Origin of the sequence: Sphingomonas sp. SORGH_AS_0870 (assembly GCF_031453175.1) — a bacterium.
Taxonomy (GTDB): domain Bacteria; phylum Pseudomonadota; class Alphaproteobacteria; order Sphingomonadales; family Sphingomonadaceae; genus Sphingomonas.
On sequence record NZ_JAVIYW010000002.1, the window covers coordinates 315283 to 332286 of the forward strand.

Annotated in this window: 19 protein-coding genes and 1 pseudogene; 6 read left to right on the top strand and 14 right to left on the bottom strand. The window is 66.6% G+C overall.

Features of this window, described 5'->3' with window-relative positions; all coding sequences use genetic code 11:
- Positions 1-22 precede the first annotated feature (22 nt).
- Complete coding sequence (locus QE363_RS01890) at positions 23-1387, bottom strand: family 43 glycosylhydrolase (RefSeq protein WP_309691320.1); 1365 nt, start codon at positions 1385-1387, stop codon at positions 23-25.
- Complete coding sequence (locus QE363_RS01895; protein WP_307101774.1) at positions 1387-2958, bottom strand: alpha-N-arabinofuranosidase; 1572 nt, start codon at positions 2956-2958, stop codon at positions 1387-1389. The genes QE363_RS01890 and QE363_RS01895 overlap by 1 nt, the downstream gene beginning before the upstream one ends.
- 185 nt (positions 2959-3143) lie before the next feature.
- On the opposite strand from QE363_RS01895, the gene QE363_RS01900 reads away from it, so the two are divergent.
- Positions 3144-4583, top strand: a complete 1440-nt coding sequence (locus tag QE363_RS01900) for a glycoside hydrolase (RefSeq protein WP_309691322.1) — start codon at positions 3144-3146, stop codon at positions 4581-4583.
- A gap of 111 nt (positions 4584-4694) precedes the next feature.
- On the opposite strand, the gene QE363_RS01905 is transcribed toward QE363_RS01900, so the two are convergent.
- The 11 genes and pseudogenes from QE363_RS01905 to QE363_RS01955 all read right to left on the bottom strand — a co-directional run bounded on the left by QE363_RS01905 (position 4695) and on the right by QE363_RS01955 (position 11549).
- On the bottom strand, positions 4695-5183 hold the full coding sequence (locus tag QE363_RS01905; protein WP_309691323.1) for an MmcB family DNA repair protein: 489 nt from the start codon (positions 5181-5183) through the stop codon (positions 4695-4697).
- A 58-nt stretch (positions 5184-5241) separates the two neighbouring features.
- On the bottom strand, positions 5242-5868 hold the full coding sequence (locus QE363_RS01910; protein ID WP_307101780.1) for a cell wall hydrolase: 627 nt from the start codon (positions 5866-5868) through the stop codon (positions 5242-5244).
- Positions 5869-6059: 191 nt separating this feature from the next.
- Positions 6060-6401 carry a DUF1491 family protein gene (locus tag QE363_RS01915; protein WP_309691326.1) on the bottom strand — a complete coding sequence of 114 codons (342 nt, stop codon included), beginning with the start codon at positions 6399-6401 and terminating at the stop codon, positions 6060-6062.
- 4 nt (positions 6402-6405) lie between these two features.
- Positions 6406-6864 (bottom strand): PaaI family thioesterase, encoded by a 459-nt coding sequence (locus tag QE363_RS01920; RefSeq protein ID WP_309691328.1) that lies wholly within the window; start codon positions 6862-6864, stop codon positions 6406-6408.
- Positions 6848-7318: a PTS sugar transporter subunit IIA gene (locus QE363_RS01925; protein WP_307101786.1), complete on the bottom strand. Its 471-nt coding sequence runs from the start codon at positions 7316-7318 to the stop codon at positions 6848-6850. Before QE363_RS01925 ends, QE363_RS01920 begins: the two co-directional genes overlap by 17 nt.
- A gap of 73 nt (positions 7319-7391) precedes the next feature.
- On the bottom strand, positions 7392-7973 hold the full coding sequence (hpf, locus tag QE363_RS01930; protein ID WP_307101788.1) for a ribosome hibernation-promoting factor, HPF/YfiA family: 582 nt from the start codon (positions 7971-7973) through the stop codon (positions 7392-7394).
- A 55-nt stretch (positions 7974-8028) separates the two neighbouring features.
- A pseudogene (dnaQ, locus tag QE363_RS01935) lies at positions 8029-8725 on the bottom strand (DNA polymerase III subunit epsilon).
- A 7-nt stretch (positions 8726-8732) separates the two neighbouring features.
- The gene (coaE, locus tag QE363_RS01940; protein ID WP_309691331.1) at positions 8733-9326 is read right to left on the bottom strand and encodes a dephospho-CoA kinase; all 594 of its coding nucleotides are present in this window, start codon (positions 9324-9326) and stop codon (positions 8733-8735) included.
- Complete coding sequence (gene aroE / locus QE363_RS01945; protein ID WP_309691334.1) at positions 9323-10135, bottom strand: shikimate dehydrogenase; 813 nt, start codon at positions 10133-10135, stop codon at positions 9323-9325. Before aroE ends, coaE begins: the two co-directional genes overlap by 4 nt.
- An 11-nt stretch (positions 10136-10146) precedes the next feature.
- Positions 10147-10734, bottom strand: a complete 588-nt coding sequence (locus QE363_RS01950) for a nucleoside triphosphate pyrophosphatase (RefSeq protein WP_309691336.1) — start codon at positions 10732-10734, stop codon at positions 10147-10149.
- The gene (locus QE363_RS01955; protein WP_307101798.1) at positions 10731-11549 is read right to left on the bottom strand and encodes a pyruvate, water dikinase regulatory protein; all 819 of its coding nucleotides are present in this window, start codon (positions 11547-11549) and stop codon (positions 10731-10733) included. Before QE363_RS01955 ends, QE363_RS01950 begins: the two co-directional genes overlap by 4 nt.
- Before the next feature lie 318 nt (positions 11550-11867).
- Between QE363_RS01955 and hemE the strand changes: the two genes are divergently transcribed.
- From hemE to rho, 3 genes are all read left to right on the top strand, one after another.
- Entirely contained in the window at positions 11868-12890 is a 1023-nt protein-coding gene (hemE, locus tag QE363_RS01960) for a uroporphyrinogen decarboxylase (RefSeq protein ID WP_309698046.1), read from the top strand.
- Entirely contained in the window at positions 12887-13348 is a 462-nt protein-coding gene (locus QE363_RS01965; protein ID WP_309691338.1) for a CopD family protein, read from the top strand. Before hemE ends, QE363_RS01965 begins: the two co-directional genes overlap by 4 nt.
- Before the next feature lie 317 nt (positions 13349-13665).
- Positions 13666-14922 carry a transcription termination factor Rho gene (rho, locus tag QE363_RS01970; protein ID WP_042486922.1) on the top strand — a complete coding sequence of 419 codons (1257 nt, stop codon included), beginning with the start codon at positions 13666-13668 and terminating at the stop codon, positions 14920-14922.
- A 317-nt stretch (positions 14923-15239) separates the two neighbouring features.
- Here the strand turns inward: rho and QE363_RS01975 are convergent, their stop codons facing one another.
- Positions 15240-15737, bottom strand: a complete 498-nt coding sequence (locus QE363_RS01975; protein ID WP_373424720.1) for an outer membrane protein assembly factor BamE — start codon at positions 15735-15737, stop codon at positions 15240-15242.
- A gap of 138 nt (positions 15738-15875) precedes the next feature.
- Between QE363_RS01975 and QE363_RS01980 the strand changes: the two genes are divergently transcribed.
- Positions 15876-16409 carry a ubiquinol-cytochrome C chaperone family protein gene (locus QE363_RS01980; protein WP_309691340.1) on the top strand — a complete coding sequence of 178 codons (534 nt, stop codon included), beginning with the start codon at positions 15876-15878 and terminating at the stop codon, positions 16407-16409.
- The gene (locus QE363_RS01985; protein WP_309691342.1) at positions 16406-16933 is read left to right on the top strand and encodes a DUF177 domain-containing protein; all 528 of its coding nucleotides are present in this window, start codon (positions 16406-16408) and stop codon (positions 16931-16933) included. Before QE363_RS01980 ends, QE363_RS01985 begins: the two co-directional genes overlap by 4 nt.
- The last annotated feature ends 71 nt before the right edge of the window (positions 16934-17004 follow it).

Sequence of the window (17004 nt, forward strand, 5' to 3'; positions counted from 1 at the left end):
CCGTTTTTTTATGACAGGCGGATCAGAAGAGCGACCATTCCAGGATCGCGGGTTCCCTGGCCTGCACCGTCATGCGCAGGAAGCGCGCCGTGACCGGATGGCGCAGCACGATCGGCGACCCGCTCACCCCCTTCGCCGCCGCGACCTCGCGCCACTGGCGGCCGTCGGGCGATGCCTCGATCCGGATATCCTGCGGCTGGATCACGAAGGCCGGGCGGATCCTGCTTTCGCGGAACGCGCGCATCCGGCCCAAATCGGCGGTCAGCACCGGCGGCTGCCCCGCCTCGGGCCGCCAGGCGGTAGCATAATTGTCGTCCGCCGCCAGCGCCGCCGCCCCCTGCCCCGTCCAGCGCAGCCCGCGCGTCCGCTGCGCGGCGAAGGCGGGGATGGCCGGGTCATGGCTGGGCGCGACCTGCGCCAGCGTTCCGTCGGCGCGCACGGTCAGCGGATCGATCGCCACTTGCCGCAACACCCGCTCGCTGCCCATCACGAACGGCAGCGCCTGTCGGTGATAGAGGATATAGGATCGCCCCTTGTCCGCGAAGATCGCATGATGGCCGGGGCTGATGATCTGCCTGGCGGCATCGGTCTGCAGGATCGGGCTGTCGGCGGCCTCGGTGAACGGCCCCATCGGCGAGCGGCCGACCGCATAGCGGACCTTGTACGTGTCCTTGGTCGTGTTGCCGTCGCTATAGGTCAGCAGATAGCGGCCCTTCTCCTTCACCATGAAGGGGCCTTCGAAATAGTTTGCCGGGGTCACGTCGCGGGGTTCGCCGTCGAAATGCACCATGTCGGGCTTCAGCTTCACGACGAAGCAATGCCCGTTGACCCAGTTCAGCCCCGATCCCCAATAGAGATAGGCCTGGCCGTCATCGTCGACGAACGCCTCGGCGTCGATCATATGATATTGGGGCGCGAAATCGCGCGCGATCAGCGGCTTGCCGCCATTGGCATCGGCCCAGGGCCCCGCCGGCGACGGCGCGGAGCCGACCCACACCTCGCTGCCGACCGAGACATACATGTACCAGCGGCCGTTCGCCGCCTTGACCACCGAGGGCGCCCAGACCTTGGCATCGCCCGAGGTCGGGCTGGTCGCCGCCTGCTTGGTCGGCCAGTTCGGCTGAGAGAAGGTCCAGTCGCGGCCATTGTCCGAGGTCCAGAGCCCCAGCCGGTCGTCGCCCCAGGGATCGACCGTCGCGAAGATATACCAACGCCCCCCATCGCGCACGATGGAGGGGTCGGCGAAATAGCCGGGCAGCAGCGGATTGCCCGCTCCCGGACTGTTCCACGAAAGGTCGCGTCGGGGCGCAGCGGACCCCGCCGTCCCGACGAACGCCATAGGGGCGAGCAGGATGGCGGCGACCAGCGCCCCGGCGCGGACCTTCATCAGCGCAGGTCCAGCATCACGACCGACTTGGCCGGGATCTGCACGCTCAGCATGCCCCCCGACAGCGTCGCGCCGCTGAACGGCTGCGGCGCGACCTGGCTGGGCGCGTCGAACGTGTTGTGCGCGTCCATCGTGGCACCCGTCAGGATGCGGCCCGACACCTGCGCGGCGTTCAGGCCGTCCAGCTTGACGGTAACGGTCGCGGGCTGGTTGGGATCGACATTGGTCAGGCCGACATGGACCACGCCCGCCTTGTCGCGCACCGCCGAGGCGCTGACCGCCTTCATCACCCACTGGTTCTTGCTGTACCAGCGCGACTGGACATCGACCGGCAGGACGGTGGCGTCCTGATAGTCCTTATACATGTCGAACACCCAATAGGTCGGCGTCTTCACCATCCGCGCGCCGTCGGTCAGCAGCATCGCCTGGAGCACATTGACCATCTGCGCGATATTGGCGCCGCGCACCCGGTCGGCATGCTTGGCGAAGATGTCGAGGTTCAGGCTCGTCACCATCGCGTCGCGCAGGCTGTTCTGCTGGAACAGGAAGCCGGGATTGGTGCCGGGCTCGACATCATACCAGGTGCCCCATTCGTCGACGAGCAGCGCGACCCGCTTCCGGGGGTCGTATTTGTCCATGATCGCCGCGTGGCGGGTGATCAGCTCGTCCATCTTCAGCGTCTTGGACAGGGTGCGCGCCCAGGCCTCCTCGTCAAAGCCGGTCGCCGCGCCCTTCTTTTCCCACGAGCCGGGGATGGTGTAATAATGGACGCCGATGCCGTCGAAGTGGTTGCCCGCCTCGCGCATCATCACCTCGGTCCAGTTATAGTCGTCGCTGTTGGCACCGCTGGCGATCTTCATCAGCTTCTCGCCCGCAGGCACCTTCAGGAAGGTGGAATAGCGACGCGTCACGTCGGCGGCATATTCGGGGCGCATATTGCCGCCGCAGCCCCACAGCTCGTTGCCGATGCCGAACATCGCCAGCTTCCATGGGCGGTCGCGGCCGTTCCGGCGGCGCTCCTCGGCATAGGTCGATTTGGACGGGAAGGTCATATATTCGACCCACTCGGCCATTTCGGACGGCGCGGACGAGCCGACATTGCCCGAGACATAGGCCTCGGCGCCGACCAGCTCGGTATAGTTCATGAACTCGTTGGTGCCGAAGCTGTTGTCCTCGGTCACGCCGCCCCAGTTGGTGTTGACCTTGGTCAGGCGCTTGGCCTGCGGACCGACGCCTTCGCGCCAGTGATATTCGTCGGCGAAGCAGCCGCCCGGCCAGCGGATCACCGGCACGCGAATCGCCTTCAGCGCATCGATCACGTCGCGGCGATAGCCGTTGATGTTGGGGATCTTGCTGCCCTTGCCCACCCAGATGCCCGGATAGATGCCGGTGCCCAGATGCTCGGCGAACTGGCCGAAGATGTGGCGGTCATAGACCGCGCCGGGACGGTCGCCATGCACCGCCACCTGATCGCCGCCGCTCGTCGGTGCCGTCTGCGCGGTTGCCGACGCTCCGTTCAGCGACAGGGTGGCGAGCGCCGCCGCGAACAGAAACTTGGTTGCCCTTTTCATGGATTCTCCTCTGCCTGATGCGGGCATGATGAATTATTGTCCGAGTAAAAAACAGCCCCCTTTCCACCATGGATTGACGCGATCATCCCCTCCTCCGCTAAGATGCCTGCGTAATCGGGTCAGGCGGGGAGCAGGCGATGGGGTTTTGGGCGGATCGGGCAAGGCGCGGCGGTCGGGTCGCGGCCATGCTGGGGATGATTTTGTCGGCGTCGTCGGTGGGGGCGCAGGCGCCCGGGCCGGATCGCCCGGTGCCCGTCACGCTGCGCCCCGCCATCGATCGCCCCTCGACCGTGTTCGAGGGCTGGGGCACCGCGCTCGCCTGGTTCGCGCATGTCACCGGCGGCTGGCCCGAGGCGGAGCGGACGCGACTGGCCGATCTCTTCTATGGGCCGGGCGGCCTGGGCTGGACGATCGCGCGCTACAATATCGGCGGGGGCAATGCCGCCGATACCAAGCCCTATATGAAGGTCGGCCGCGCGGTGCCGGGATTCTGGCGGCAGCCCGCCGGTGTGACGGGCAAGGACTGGTGGCGGCCCAAGGACCCCGCCATGTGGGACTGGAACCAGGACGCCAACCAGCGCTGGTGGCTGGACGCGATCCGGGTGCGGGTGAAGCAGCCGATCTTCGAGGCCTTCTCCAACTCGCCGCCCTGGTTCATGACGGTCAGCGGCCGCGTGTCGGGCGCGGAAAAGGGCACCGACGACAATCTGCGCCCCGGCATGGAGGGCGCCTTCGCGACCTATCTGGTCCGCGCGACCCGCGAATTGCAGCAGCGCCACCATATCGCCTTCCGCACCCTGTCGCCGGTCAACGAGCCTAACACTGATTATTGGTTCGCCGCCAACACGCAGGAGGGCGCGCACTGGTCGCCCCGGCGACAGGCGATGATGATCGACGCGACCGCCGCCGCGCTGAAGGCGCAGGGCCTGGCGACCGTGGTCGGCGCGCCCGACGAGACCGCCTCGAATCTGTTCGTCGAGGACTGGGCCGCCTATCCGCCCGCGACCCGCGCTGCGATCGGCCAGCTCAACGTCCACAGCTATGGCAGCGTTCACCAGACGGCGGTGCGCGACATCGCGCGATCGTCGAGCATCCGGCTGTGGATGAGCGAGAACGACACCCCGCTGTCGCGCGATCCCGAGGACTTTACCGGCATGGCGACGCCCTTGGCCTTCGCCGAGCATGTCGTGGGGGACATCAAGCGGCTGGAACCCGCCGCCTGGGTCTTCTGGCAGGCGGTCGAGGATCTGAGCACGCGCGACGGGCAGAAGGGATCGAACTGGGGCATCGTCAAGGCCGACCTGCAAGGCGCGGCGGATCGCCCGCATGCGATTCACGTCACCGGCAAATATTGGGCGATGGCACAGTTCAGCCGCTTCATCCGGCCGGGGGATCGGCTGGTGCCGGTGGACGATATGGACACGGTCGCGGCGCTGTCCCCCGACGGACGGCGGCTGGTGCTGGTCCATGTCAATCCAGGGCTATCCCCGCGCCCGCTGACCGTCGCGGTGCCGGGGCGGTGGCAGCGGCGCGCGTTCCTGACCGATGCGGGGCATCATGCCGAGGCGGTCGATTCGACGGTGGCACCGCCGCGGTCGATCGTGACGCTGGTTTTGACGCGGTAGTTCGGGGCGTTGGGGGCGTGGCCTTCGACTTCGCTCAGGCTGAACGGAGTTTGGGGGGCATCTCCATTCCCTCACGCCGTTCAGCCTGAGCGAAGTCGAAGGCCAAGGGAATCACATCCCCGCATCGGGATCGGTCAGCCCGATCATCCGCCGCCCCGCCCGCCTCGCGAAGTTCAGCGTCACCTTCTTGCGGATATGCGCGGGCAGCGGCACGCTGTGCGCCTCCCGGACGATCGCGGCGTCATAGCGGTCGGCGACGATGATCCCGGTCCGCTCGGGCAGGAAGGCGGCGCCCTCCAGCGGCGACCAGTCGAACCCGGCGGGCACCGCCCAGTAGAAGCGGTCGCAATGCGCCAGATAGTCGGGCCATTTGCCGTCGCCCAGCATGTCGGCGCGCGACACCTTGATCTCGACGATCACCGCCTGCCCGCGCGCGTCGAGCGCCATCAGGTCGGCGCGGCGGCCGCCCTCCAGCGGAACCTCGGGAATGGTGATCAGATCGTGGCGGAGCAGCATCCGAGTCACGCCGCGCGCGACATCGGCGGCGCAGAGCGGCGAGGCGGGATCGTCGACACACGAAGCGGGCGGCATGTCCAACATGCCACCCGCTTAGAACATTTGACGAACAAACGCAAAGCCCCGCCAGAGCGGGACCGGATCAGCGATAGAAGATGTGATTGCCGATCGCGGCGACCTTCTGCACCCGCACGCCCGGACGGTTGCCGGGGGTGTTGAAGTACAGCGCCTTGCCCGCGGTGCTGTCCCACGCCTGGGACAGCGCGACCTGCGCGACCGCGATGGCGGTGCGATAGGCGGCGCGCGACGGGCTGACCGAGGGAATTTCGCCACCGCGCACGAAGCTGAACTGCCCGCGCTGCTTGATGACGTCGCACACGCTGGTCGGGAAGCGGCCCGACTTGGTGCGGTTCAGGATGACCTGGGCGACGGCGAGCTGACCGGCGAGCGGTTCGCCGCGACCCTCGAAGTAAATCGCACCGGCAAGGCAGCGGAGCTCTTCGCTCGACGCCATCTCGTCCTGGGCGGCTACGGCCTCGGCCAGCGTTTCATATTCGCCGGCGTCATCCGCTTCAGAAACCTGGGAAAGATCGGGAAGCGCGGACATGGTGGCCCGGGCGCTCTGGGGAACCATCGCCAGATCGGCGGCGTTGATCCCGGAAACAGCCATCGCCGTGGCTGGTACGGCACCACCGGCAGCATTGGCGGCGACATTGGTCGCCAGGCTGGGGGTGCTGGTGGCGAGAAGTCCCGCCAGGGAAAGAGCCATGGCCGCAGTAGCCGCGACTCGCTTGAAAACCGTCATTCACTCGAACAGACATGCGGTTGGATCACGGACCCGAGCAGCCCAAAGGGCACTCGTCCGGGCTTCCCCCCGACTGCGTAACCGACCGGATCGCACCCAGCGCGGCACAACGCGACTTTAAGATGGGGGGCTCGTGGCCGATCCGGCCGCGTTCGTCAATGTTGCAGGATCGTTTCAGCGGTGAAGCGTTCCGCCGCAGCGCCGTCCAGTTCGATTACCCACAGGTCGGGATCGCGCGACCGGCGGCGGCGCCAATAGCTTAAAATATCGTTTGCAGGCGTCGAATCGATCAGCGCGGTTCGGCCATCGGAGCCGAGCCCCCGCTCCAGCACGCGCTCGCGGCGCTCGGCGGTGACGGGGTCGGTATCGACGACGATCACCAATATGCCCCCCGCCTGCGGATCGCCCTTGGCCAGCACCATGCCCATGCCGCCGCTATCGTTCATCCGGCGGAGCAGCGCGGTGACCAGCATCCCGCTCGGCAGGCGACCGTCCATCGCCTCAACCCGCCCGATAGCCGGGCAGCCCCGCCAGCGCGATCTGCGAGCGCATGAAGGTGCCGGTGCCGCGCGCGACCTCTTCGCCATCGGCGTCGATCAACCGCGCATCCGCGACGAACACCCGGCGCCGTCCGCTGACCCAGCGCCCCTCGGCGACGACCGCCCCCGCCCGCATCGGCCGGGTGAGCAGCAGGTTGAACTGCGTCGTCAGCAGGAAGCGATCGGTGACCAGGCTGTTGCAGGCATAAAAGGCCGCATCGTCCAGCATCTTGAAATAGCTGGTGCCATGCGCCGCCCCCGCCGCGTGATAATGGCGTTCGTCGACCAGGAAGCGGATACGCGCGACGCCGGGTTCGGGAATCTCCAGCGAGGAGTCGAACAGCCGGTTGATCGGTGCCTCGGCATAGAGCGCCTCCAGCGCCCGGAAATGCGCGGCCTCGCCTTCAGGCCGCGGCGTCACGCGCCTCGTCCTGGGTCAGCAGCGCCCAGATCGCGTCGGGCGACCCGGCCCCGCGCAGCTTGGCGACGAAGCCCTTGTCGCGCAGCCGTCGCGAGACCCGCGCCAGCGCCTTGAGATGCGCGGAGCCCGCATCAGCGGGGGAGAACATCGCAAAGACCAGGTCGACCGGCATGTCGTCGACCGCCTGGAAATCGACCGGCTGCGCCAGCCGCGCGAACACGCCGACGATCTGGTCCAGCCCGGCGACCTTGCCATGCGGAATGGCGATGCCGCCGCCGAAACCGGTCGAGCCCAGCTTCTCGCGCTCGACCAGCACGTCGGTCAGTATCTTGGCGCTCTGTCCGGCAGGACCGGACGCCGCCGTCGCCAGAACCGGAAACAGGCTTTTCTTGTTCGCGGCCGTAACACCGGCCAGCACGGTTTCGTGGCGCAACAGATCGCTAAAGTCGTTCATCGTTTTTTCCGGTGCGCCCCCGCGCGGCCCGGCTATTAGCGGGCCACGCGGAAGAACGATAGGGGCTTAAAGGTCAGCCGCCCCGCTGCGGTTCGACCCAGCCAATGGTTCCGTCGCCACGGCGATACACCATGTTATACGATCCGGTGCCCGAATTCTTGAACAACAGCGCGGCTGTATTGCGCAGGTCGAGCATCATCACCGCATCCGACACGCTGGCATCGGGAATGTCGACGCGGGTTTCGGCGATGATCAGGGGCGCATCGCCCGCCTCATCTTCATCGACCTGTTCGGCGAACAGGGTATAGCCCGCATCATAGGCCCCCGCCTCGGCCAGTTCGATCGCCTGGCCCGCATTGCGATCCTTCAGGCGGCGCGAGTAACGGCGCAGCTGCTTTTCGATCTTGGTGGCGGCACCGTCGAAGGACAGATGCGCGTCCTGTGCATCGTGGCGGCCCTTCAGGACGAGGCCGCGGGTCACATGCATGACGATATCGCATTTGAAGCCGATATCGTGCGGCCCCTTGCCGAACGTCACCTCCGACGACATGGCGCGGGCGAAATATTTCTCGGCGATACCCTGAAGCCGGTCCGTCACATGGGTCCGCAGCGCGTCGCCCGTTTCGACCTGATGACCAGAAATCCGGATATCCATCGTCTTCTCCTTGTCTTACACGACTGGGACGGTCCTTTTGGCCTGTCCCGTGGCGTCAACCGGACGCCTCGGCCCCCCAAATCGGATCGGTGATACCCTTTAGAAACGCGGCATGGGCGGCAAGTTCCCCCTCGCTGGGGCGGAAGATGCGCGGCGGCCGGACTTTGGCGGGCGCGCGGGCGACGACCACCGGCCCCGCCTCCACCATGGTCTCGGCCAGCAGGCCCAGCCCGATCTGGCGCCCCGCCCATAAGCTCGACATAGACCTGCGCCAGCAGTTGCGCGTCGAGCAGCGCGCCGTGCAGCACGCGGTGCGACCGGTCGACGCCGTAACGCGAACACAGCGCGTCGAGCGTATGCTTGGCCCCCGGATGCTTGCTGCGCGCGATGGCCAGCGTATCGACCATCCGCGTCTTCTCGCAGACGTGCGGAAAGCCCAGCGCGCCCAGCTCGCCATTGATGAAGCCGAAGTCGAAGGTCGCATTGTGCGCGATCAGCGGCGCGTCGCCGATGAAGTCGAGAAACTCGGCCACGCCCTGGGCGAAGACCGGCTTGTCCTTCAGAAAGGCGTCGGACAGGCCGTGGATCGCCTGCGCCTCGGGGGGCATGGCGCGTTCGGGGTTGAAATAGGCGTGATAGGTCCGCCCCGTCTCGACCCGGTTGACCAGTTCGACACAGCCGATTTCGACCAGCCGGTCGCCTTCCGAAAATTTGAACCCTGTCGTTTCGGTGTCGAAAACGATCTCTCTCATGCCCCGACTATCGGACTTCGGAGTCCCGCATGCAAGTGATCAGCCGCTGCACCGCGCGCTTTGTGTCGGTGATGGGAATATCGGTCGCGATGACGTGATCGGCGCGCGCGCGCTTGTCGGCATCGGGCAGCTGACGTGCAAGAATCGCGTCGAATTTCTCGCGTGTCATGCCGGACCTTGCCAACACCCTGGCCTCCTGCACGGCGGGTTCTGCCGATACGACCAACACCTTATCCACAGCCTTATCCCCGCCCGTTTCGAACAGCAAAGGCACGTCGACGACGACCAGCGGCACGTCGGCATGGCGGTGGAGAAAGGCGGCGCGCTCGGCCTGGACCGCCGGATGGACGATTCGCTCGAGCCGCCGCATCGCCGAATCATCGCCCAGCACCGCGCGACCCAGCGCCGTCCGATTCACGCCGTTCGCATCGGTGGTGCCGGGAAAGGCCGATTCGATCGCCGCGACCAGCCGCCCGCCCGGCCCCTGGAGCCTGTGGACACAGGCATCGGCGTCGAACACCGGCACGCCCTCGTCGCGGAACATCTGCGCGACGGTGGACTTGCCCATGCCGATCGAGCCGGTCAGCCCGAGGACGATCATCCGAGCAGAAGGCCGCGCAGTTCCTCGTCGCGGTCGCGAGGCGGCTCGGCACCAAAGAACAGCTCGAACGCCACCGCCGCCTGGCCGATCAGCATCTCCAGCCCATCGATCGTGTCGAGATCGCGCGCCCGCGCCGCCGCCAGCAGATCGGTCTCCAACGGGGCATAGACGATGTCATAGACCACCGCCTCCTCGGGCAGCGCCGACAGGTCGAGGGTCAGCGGCGGCTGGTCGGTCATCCCCAGGCTGGTCGCGTTGACGACCAGGGCCGAGGGCGGCACCGCCGCGCCGATCGGCAGCGCCTGGCCCTTCAGGCCGAAGGAGGACAGCAGCGCCGCGCCTTTGAGCACGTTGCGGTTGAACAGCGTCACCGGGCCGACACCCATGCGCGACAGCGCGAACAGGATGGCGCGCGCCGCCCCCCCTGCCCCGATCACCGTCACCGGCTGCCCCGCGAGGTCCAGCCCGCTCAGCGGCGCATAGAATCCCGCCGCATCGGTGTTGGTGCCGACCAGCGCGCCGTCCTCGGCCCGGATCACCGTGTTGATCGCGCCGATCGTGGTGCGGACGTCGCCGCGATCCTCGACATGCGCCAGCGCCTCGACCTTGTGCGGCACGGTGACGTTGCAGCCGCGCCAATCGGGATCGGCCTTGCGCTCGGCGAAATAGGCCGCCAGCCCCTCGGGCGCGACGTGGACCGCGCGATACGCGACGTCGAGGTCCAGCGCCTCGGCCCAGAAATTGTGGATGATCGGCGATTTGGAATGGCTGATCGGGTCGCCGATCACCTCTGCATAGGGCTTGGTCATGGAATTTCCTGTCAGGCGGCCATCCAGCCGCGCTCGCGCAGATAGCCCAGGACGGGCAGCAGCGGCATGCCGAGAATGGTGAAATGGCTCCCCTCGATCCGCGAGAAGAGCTGGACGCCCGGCCCCTCGATCCGGAAACAGCCGACACAGCCCGCGATTTCGGGCCATTCCTGGTCCAGATAGCGGTCGATAAAGGCACCCGAAAGCGGGCGGACATGGAGTTTCGCCCGCTCGACATGCCGCCAGACCGGGCGGCCATGTTCGGCGATGACGGCGGCGCTCCACAATTCGTGGCTGCCGCCGCTCATCCGCGCGAGATGCTCGGCCGCTTCCTCGCGGCTCTCGGGCTTGTCGAGCAGCGTGCCGTCGGCCAGCGCGACGATCGAATCCGATCCCAGCACCGGGACCGGCCCGGCATTCGCCGACACCTTCACCGCCTTCATCTCGGCCAGCGCGTCGGACAGGTCGCGGGGGGAGGCGCCCGCCATCGCCGCCTTCACGCCCGCTTCGTCGACGCGCGCGGGCAGCGCCTCATAGGCCACTCCGGCGGCCTCGAGCATCGACCGACGCGAGGCGCTTTGCGAGGCGAGGATGATCATGCTTCGGCCTTTCGTTGATTCACCAGCGAGATGATCGCCGCCGCCGTCTCCTCGATCGAGCGGCGGGTGACGTCGATCACCGGCCAGTCATTGTCAGCGAACATCCGCCGGGCAAAGGTCAGTTCGCGATTGACCGCCTCCTGCTCGACATAATCGGTGTCGGGCGCCTGGTTCAGCGAGAGCAGCCGGTTGCGCCGGATCGCGATCAGCCGGTCGGCGCTGGTGGTCAGCCCGACGACCAGCGGCTTTTTCAGCGTGAACAGAAAGGGGGGCGGGGGGCTTTCGACCACGATCGGGATGTTGGCGGTCTTGAACCCGCGATTGGCGAGATAGATGGAGGTCGGCGTCTTGGACGAGCGGCTGACACCCGCCAGCACGATATCGGCTTCCTCCCATTCCTCCCAGGCGATGCCGTCGTCATGCGCGATGGTGAACTGGATCGCATCGACCCGCGCGAAATAGGCGGCGTCCAGGACATGCTGGCGACCGGGCCGCATCTTGGCCTGCACGCCCAACAGCCCCGACAGCGCGGCATTGACCGGGTCGAGCGGCGCGACGGTGGGCAGGCCCAGTGCATGGCACCGGCTCTCCAGCACGCGCCGGGTGGTCGGGTTGACCAGCGTATAGATCACCAGCCCCGGATTCTGCGCGATCTCCTGCAGGATGCGCTCCAGATGGCTCTCGGTGCGGACCATCGGCCAGAAGTGCCGGACGGTTTCCACATCGTCATATTGGGCCAGCGCCGCCTTGGCGATGTTCTCCAGCGTCTCGCCCGTGGAATCGGACAAAAGGTGGAGGTGGAGCCGCGTCGTCATGACCGGCCTAATGACTCTGTGGATAACATGGGAAGAATCGGTAGCGTAACTTCGCCGACCGGCCAAGCGGCGGACCGGCGGTGGATAACGACCGATTCGTCCACAATGAATCTCACAGGCCCGATTCTTTTCCACAGCCTGTGAGTTACGGGGGTCATGAATCCGAATCCCGTTGAATCGGCGATTCCCCATGAGTCAACGTGTTGGCATATCGGGGAGAGCCGCATAATCCCGACAACCAACGTGCCAACCACTTCAACAATCCATTCTTAGAATCTTCTTATTTAGAAGAAGGGGGGTCTCCTGACCGACGTTGCGATTCAAAAGCCCCTGCTCGCCGTGCTGAACGGAGAGCGGCAGGCGACACCGCCCATGTGGCTCATGCGACAGGCCGGACGCTATCTGCCCGAGTATCGCGAACTCCGGGCGCAGAAGGGGGGCTTCCTGGCCCTGGCCACCGATCCGGCGGCGGCGACCGAAGTGACGGTGCAGCCGATCCGGCGCTTCGGTTTCGACGGGGCGATCCTGTTCTCCGACATCCTGATGGTTCCCTGGGCGCTGGGCCAGGATCTGAGCTTCGGGGCGGGGGAGGGGCCGCGTCTGGCGCCCGCGCTGGTCGATCATGCGCTGAATGCTCTTCAACGCGTCCCTGAGCGGCTCGACCCGGTCTATGCCACCGTGGCGGGGGTGAAGGCGCAATTGCCGTCCCAGACCACCTTCCTGGGCTTTGCTGGCTCTCCCTGGACGGTCGCGACCTATATGGTGGCGGGGCAGGGGTCGAAGGACCAGGGCGAGACGCGGCGCTTCGCCTATGCCGATCCGGCCGGCTTCGGCGCGATCATCGATGCGATCGTCGCGATGACCGTGGATTATCTGGCGGGCCAGGTCGAAAACGGCGTCGAGGCGGTGCAGCTGTTCGACAGCTGGGCGGGGTCGCTGTCCCCGGCGCAGTTCGAGCGCTGGGTGATCGCCCCCAATGCCGCGATCGTCGAGGGTTTCCGCCAGCGTTGCCCGGGCGTGCCGGTCATCGGTTTCCCCAAGGGGGCCGGGGGCAAGCTGCCCGCTTATGCCCGTGAGACGGGGGTGGATGCGGTCGGGCTGGACGAGACGGTCGATCCCGTCTGGGCCGACACCTATCTGCCCAAGGAGCTGCCGGTGCAGGGCAATCTCGACCCGCTGGCGCTGATTGCGGGCGGCGAGGCGCTAGACGGCGCGGTCGACCGCATTCTGGCGGCGTTCACCGAGCGGCCGCATATCTTCAACCTGGGCCATGGCATTCTGCCCGACACGCCGATCGCGCATGTCGAGCGGCTGATCGCCCGTGTACGGAGCGCATCATGATCGGACTGCTCGGCGCCGCCTATGAATGGGTGAAGGCGGCACATATCATCTTCGTGATCTTCTGGATGGCCGGGCTGTTCATGATGCCGCGCTATCTGGTCTATCACCAGGAGGCGCTGGTCGCTGGTGACGCCACCGACGCCGCGCGCTGGGTCGAGCGCGAGGGCAAGCTGCGCGCCATCATCCTGACGCCCGCGATGATCGCGGTGTGGGTGCTGGGGCTGTTGCTGGGGGCCTCGCTGGGGGTGTTTTCCGGTGTGCCGGGGCTGGGGTGGCTGCATGCCAAGCTGTTCTTCGTGCTGCTGCTCAGCGGCTATCATGGCTGGATGGTCGGCTATTCCAGGAAGCTGGCGCGGGGGCAGATGACGCTGACCGGCAAGCAGCTGCGGATGATCAACGAAGTGCCCGCGCTGGCGGCTGCGGTGATCGTGGTCCTGGTGGTGATCAAGCCGTTCTGACCCCTTCTTCTCCCCTCCCGCAGGCGGGAGGGCCCTCCTTCTTGCTCCCCTCCCGTAAACGGGAGGGGTTGGGGGAGGGCAGGGAGTCTCACCGAGACCATTGCCCATGACCTTCCCTCCCCCATCCCCTCCCGCCTGCGGGAGGGGCGTGAGTCTCATATGGGGCGGGCCCTTTCCCCATTGACTTGGGGTTCCCCGAATCCTAACTCAAATCTTGTACGGCGCGGTCCTCGCGTCGCGTACGCTTCCTTATCGACAGCCTCGTTTCGCCGCGATCCTCGCCGACCGACGCCCTCCGACCATCCGGACCGATCCCCATGCATCTGAAAGACCTGAAGAAGAAGACCCCCGCCGACCTCGTGCAGCTGGCCGAGGAACTGGGGGTCGAGAGCGCGTCGACGCTGCGCAAGCAGGACCTGCTCTTCGCCATCCTGAAGGAGCAGGCGGAAAAGGGCGACCAGATCATGGGCCTGGGCACGATCGAGGTGCTGCCCGACGGTTTCGGCTTCCTGCGCTCGCCGGAGGCCAACTATCTCGCCGGGCCCGACGACATCTATGTCTCGCCCAACCAGGTCCGCAAGCACGGCCTGCGCACCGGCGACACGGTGGAAGGCGAGATTCGCGCGCCCAAGGACGGCGAGCGCTATTTTGCGCTGACCAAGCTGACCAGCGTCAATTTCGACGATCCGGAGGCGGTCCGCCACCGCGTCAATTTCGACAATCTGACGCCGCTCTACCCCGAGCAGAAGCTGATCCTCGACCCCGCCGACCCGACCCAGAAGGATAAGTCGGCACGCGTCATCGACATCGTCAGCCCCCAGGGCAAGGGCCAGCGCACGCTGATCGTCGCGCCCCCGCGCGTGGGTAAGACGGTGATGCTGCAGAACATCGCCAAGGCGATCACCGACAACCATCCCGAAGTCTTCCTGATCGTCCTCCTCATCGACGAGCGTCCGGAAGAAGTCACCGACATGCAGCGCTCGGTGCGCGGCGAGGTCGTCTCCTCGACCTTCGACGAACCGGCGCAGCGCCACGTGCAGGTCGCCGAGATGGTGATCGAAAAGGCCAAGCGCCTGGTCGAGCACAAGAAGGATGTGGTCATCCTGCTCGACTCGATCACCCGCCTCGGCCGCGCCTACAACACCGTCGTGCCCTCGTCGGGCAAGGTGCTGACCGGCGGCGTCGATGCGAACGCGCTCCAGCGGCCCAAGCGCTTCTTCGGCGCGGCGCGTAACATCGAGGAGGGCGGCTCGCTCTCGATCATCGCCACCGCGCTGATCGACACGGGCAGCCGCATGGACGAGGTCATCTTCGAAGAGTTCAAGGGCACCGGCAACTCGGAAATCGTCCTCGACCGCAAGGTGGCGGACAAGCGCATCTTCCCGGCGATGGATGTCGGCAAGTCGGGCACCCGCAAGGAAGAGCTGCTCGTCGAAAAGGACAAGCTGTCCAAGATGTGGGTGCTGCGCCGCATCCTCATGCAGATGGGCACGATCGATTCGATGGAGTTCCTGCTCGACAAGATGAAGAACTCGAAGACCAACGAGGATTTCTTCGACTCGATGAACCAGTAACCGGCGCTTGGCGGGGCCATCGGGCCCCGCGACGCTACGGAAATAGGGGTTCGCTGGCGGAATTGGTCCCGCTGGCGAACCCATTTTCGTTTTGGGGCGTTAGCAGGCCCGATCCCACCCCCTTTCGGGATCGTGCCGGTCCAAGCACGGCACGGCCGCGTCGTTGCTTACCAGGCGACGCGGCCAAACGGGGGGTACCCAATCTCCGTTCAGCCTGAGCGAAGTCGAAGGCCAAAGGTTTCCGTTGCGAAACGCGGACCCTGCGCTTCGACGTCACCTCACGGGAATGGAAGGGTAGGTGAGAGGCGCTCCGGCCCTTACGGCCGGGTGCGTCCGCCGCCCATGCCACCGCCCTGACCGCCACCCGCGCCGGGTGCGCCCACCGCGCCGATATTGCCGAACAGGTCCTGGAAGAAGCCGCGCTTGCGGCCCAGCGTCGGGGTGGTCTTGCCATAGGGCGAGATGTCGGCGACCTGATCCACGCCCGAACGGCGGATCGTCGTCACGTTGCCCGCCTGATCGAAGCTGATCTGAAGCGTGATCTGCGACGCCGGCTTGGGCAGGTTGAAGCCCAGATTGCGGCTGTCGCGCGCGACATAATACCAGTCGCCGCCGCCGAACTGGCTGGAGATGGTCGGCGTGCCCAGCGTCTGGAGCACCGACTGGCGGTTATCCACGCCCGGCTGGATCGAGTTGACGAGATCGGTGTCGACCACATAACCCTGATGCGACCGCAGCGGCGTGCAGGCCGACGCGGCCAAGGCCATCGCCAGGCCAAGCCCGAGGGCGCGGGTCGAAGAAACGCTCATCATCATCTCCGGGCCGGGGGATCGGCCGCACAGGCAAATATACAGGCGGTCGATCCGCTCGACCGTCACCCCCTCGATATGCCAAGGGAAAGACGCATACAAGCACTCGCGCGGGTGTGATCGCGCAAGGCGAGGGAGGGGCGGATGGCCGCGGGCTGGCTGAAGCGGATGGTGGCGCGCTATTTCGGGCGCGACGGGAACGAGGCGTTGCCGCTCTACAATGCGGTGGTGCTGCGCGCGCGCGAACCGCATTGGTATGTCGAGGGCGCGGTGCCCGACACGGTCGATGGCCGGTTCGACATGATCGCGGCGATCCTCTCGCTGGTCCTGATCCGGCTGGAGCGGGAGTCCGAGGGGGCGGCGCTGGCCGCGCGGTTGACCGAACGCTTCGTCACCGACATGGACGGGCAGTTGCGCGAGCTGGGCATCGGCGACATCGTGGTCGGCAAGCATATCGGCCGGATGATGGCGATGCTCGGCGGCCGCCTGACCGCCTATCGCGACGGACTGGCGGGGGAGGGGGCGGCGCTGGATGCCGCGTTGCTCCGCAATCTGTATCGGGGGGATGCGCCCGCCGGTCCGGACGCCGTCGCCCATGTGCGCGATCGGATGCGCGATCTGTCTGAGCGGCTGGCGGCGGTGTCGCTGGCCCGATTGAGAATGGGAGAATTGCCGTGACCCCCGAATGGAGCCGCCCCGAAAAGATCGACACGATCGGCGAGCGTGAAAAGCCCGTGACGATCCAGGCCTCGGAAGAGGAGCGCCGCGCGCTGGCCGGGCGGTTCGGACTGGTGTCGATCGACGCCCTCGCCGCCGATCTGGTCGTCCGGCGCGATGCGATGGGCATCCTCGTCACCGGCACGGTCCGCGCGAAGGTGGCCCAGCCCTGTTCGGTAACCGGCGACCCGGTGCCCGCCACGGTCGACGAGCCGGTGGCGTTGCGCTTCGTCGAACCTTCGGCGCATGGCGGCGACGAGGAGATCGAGCTGTCCGAGGATTCGCTCGACACGATCGAGATCGAGGGCGGCACGATCGATCTGGGCGAGGCTGCGGCCGAAACCATCGCGCTCTCGCTCGACCCTTTTCCGCGCAGCCCCCATGCGGCGGCGGCCTTGAAGGAAGCGGGGGTTATCAGCGAGGACGAGGCCGGGCCGTTCGGTGCGCTGGCGGGATTGAAGGCCAAGCTGGAGGGGAAGGAGTAACTTCCTTCACTCACGCCACTTTTTTGCGATTATCCACAGGCTGTCAACAGATGGCTAACAGGTCGCCAACG

Coding starts and splice junctions, on each gene's coding strand:
- rho (WP_042486922.1), top strand. CDS start 13,666: ATGCATCTGAAAGACCTGAAGAAGAAGACCCCCGCCGACCTCGTGCAG.
- coaE (WP_309691331.1), bottom strand. CDS start 9,326: ATGATCGTCCTCGGGCTGACCGGCTCGATCGGCATGGGCAAGTCCACC.
- QE363_RS01890 (WP_309691320.1), bottom strand. CDS start 1,387: ATGAAGGTCCGCGCCGGGGCGCTGGTCGCCGCCATCCTGCTCGCCCCT.
- QE363_RS01915 (WP_309691326.1), bottom strand. CDS start 6,401: ATGGACGGTCGCCTGCCGAGCGGGATGCTGGTCACCGCGCTGCTCCGC.
- QE363_RS01950 (WP_309691336.1), bottom strand. CDS start 10,734: ATGATCATCCTCGCCTCGCAAAGCGCCTCGCGTCGGTCGATGCTCGAG.
- QE363_RS01925 (WP_307101786.1), bottom strand. CDS start 7,318: ATGAACGACTTTAGCGATCTGTTGCGCCACGAAACCGTGCTGGCCGGT.
- QE363_RS01900 (WP_309691322.1), top strand. CDS start 3,144: ATGCTGGGGATGATTTTGTCGGCGTCGTCGGTGGGGGCGCAGGCGCCC.
- QE363_RS01895 (WP_307101774.1), bottom strand. CDS start 2,958: ATGAAAAGGGCAACCAAGTTTCTGTTCGCGGCGGCGCTCGCCACCCTG.
- QE363_RS01910 (WP_307101780.1), bottom strand. CDS start 5,868: ATGGCTCTTTCCCTGGCGGGACTTCTCGCCACCAGCACCCCCAGCCTG.
- hpf (WP_307101788.1), bottom strand. CDS start 7,973: ATGGATATCCGGATTTCTGGTCATCAGGTCGAAACGGGCGACGCGCTG.
- QE363_RS01975 (WP_373424720.1), bottom strand. CDS start 15,737: ATGATGATGAGCGTTTCTTCGACCCGCGCCCTCGGGCTTGGCCTGGCG.
- QE363_RS01955 (WP_307101798.1), bottom strand. CDS start 11,549: ATGACGACGCGGCTCCACCTCCACCTTTTGTCCGATTCCACGGGCGAG.
- QE363_RS01905 (WP_309691323.1), bottom strand. CDS start 5,183: ATGTTGGACATGCCGCCCGCTTCGTGTGTCGACGATCCCGCCTCGCCG.
- QE363_RS01980 (WP_309691340.1), top strand. CDS start 15,876: ATGGCCGCGGGCTGGCTGAAGCGGATGGTGGCGCGCTATTTCGGGCGC.
- QE363_RS01965 (WP_309691338.1), top strand. CDS start 12,887: ATGATCGGACTGCTCGGCGCCGCCTATGAATGGGTGAAGGCGGCACAT.
- aroE (WP_309691334.1), bottom strand. CDS start 10,135: ATGACCAAGCCCTATGCAGAGGTGATCGGCGACCCGATCAGCCATTCC.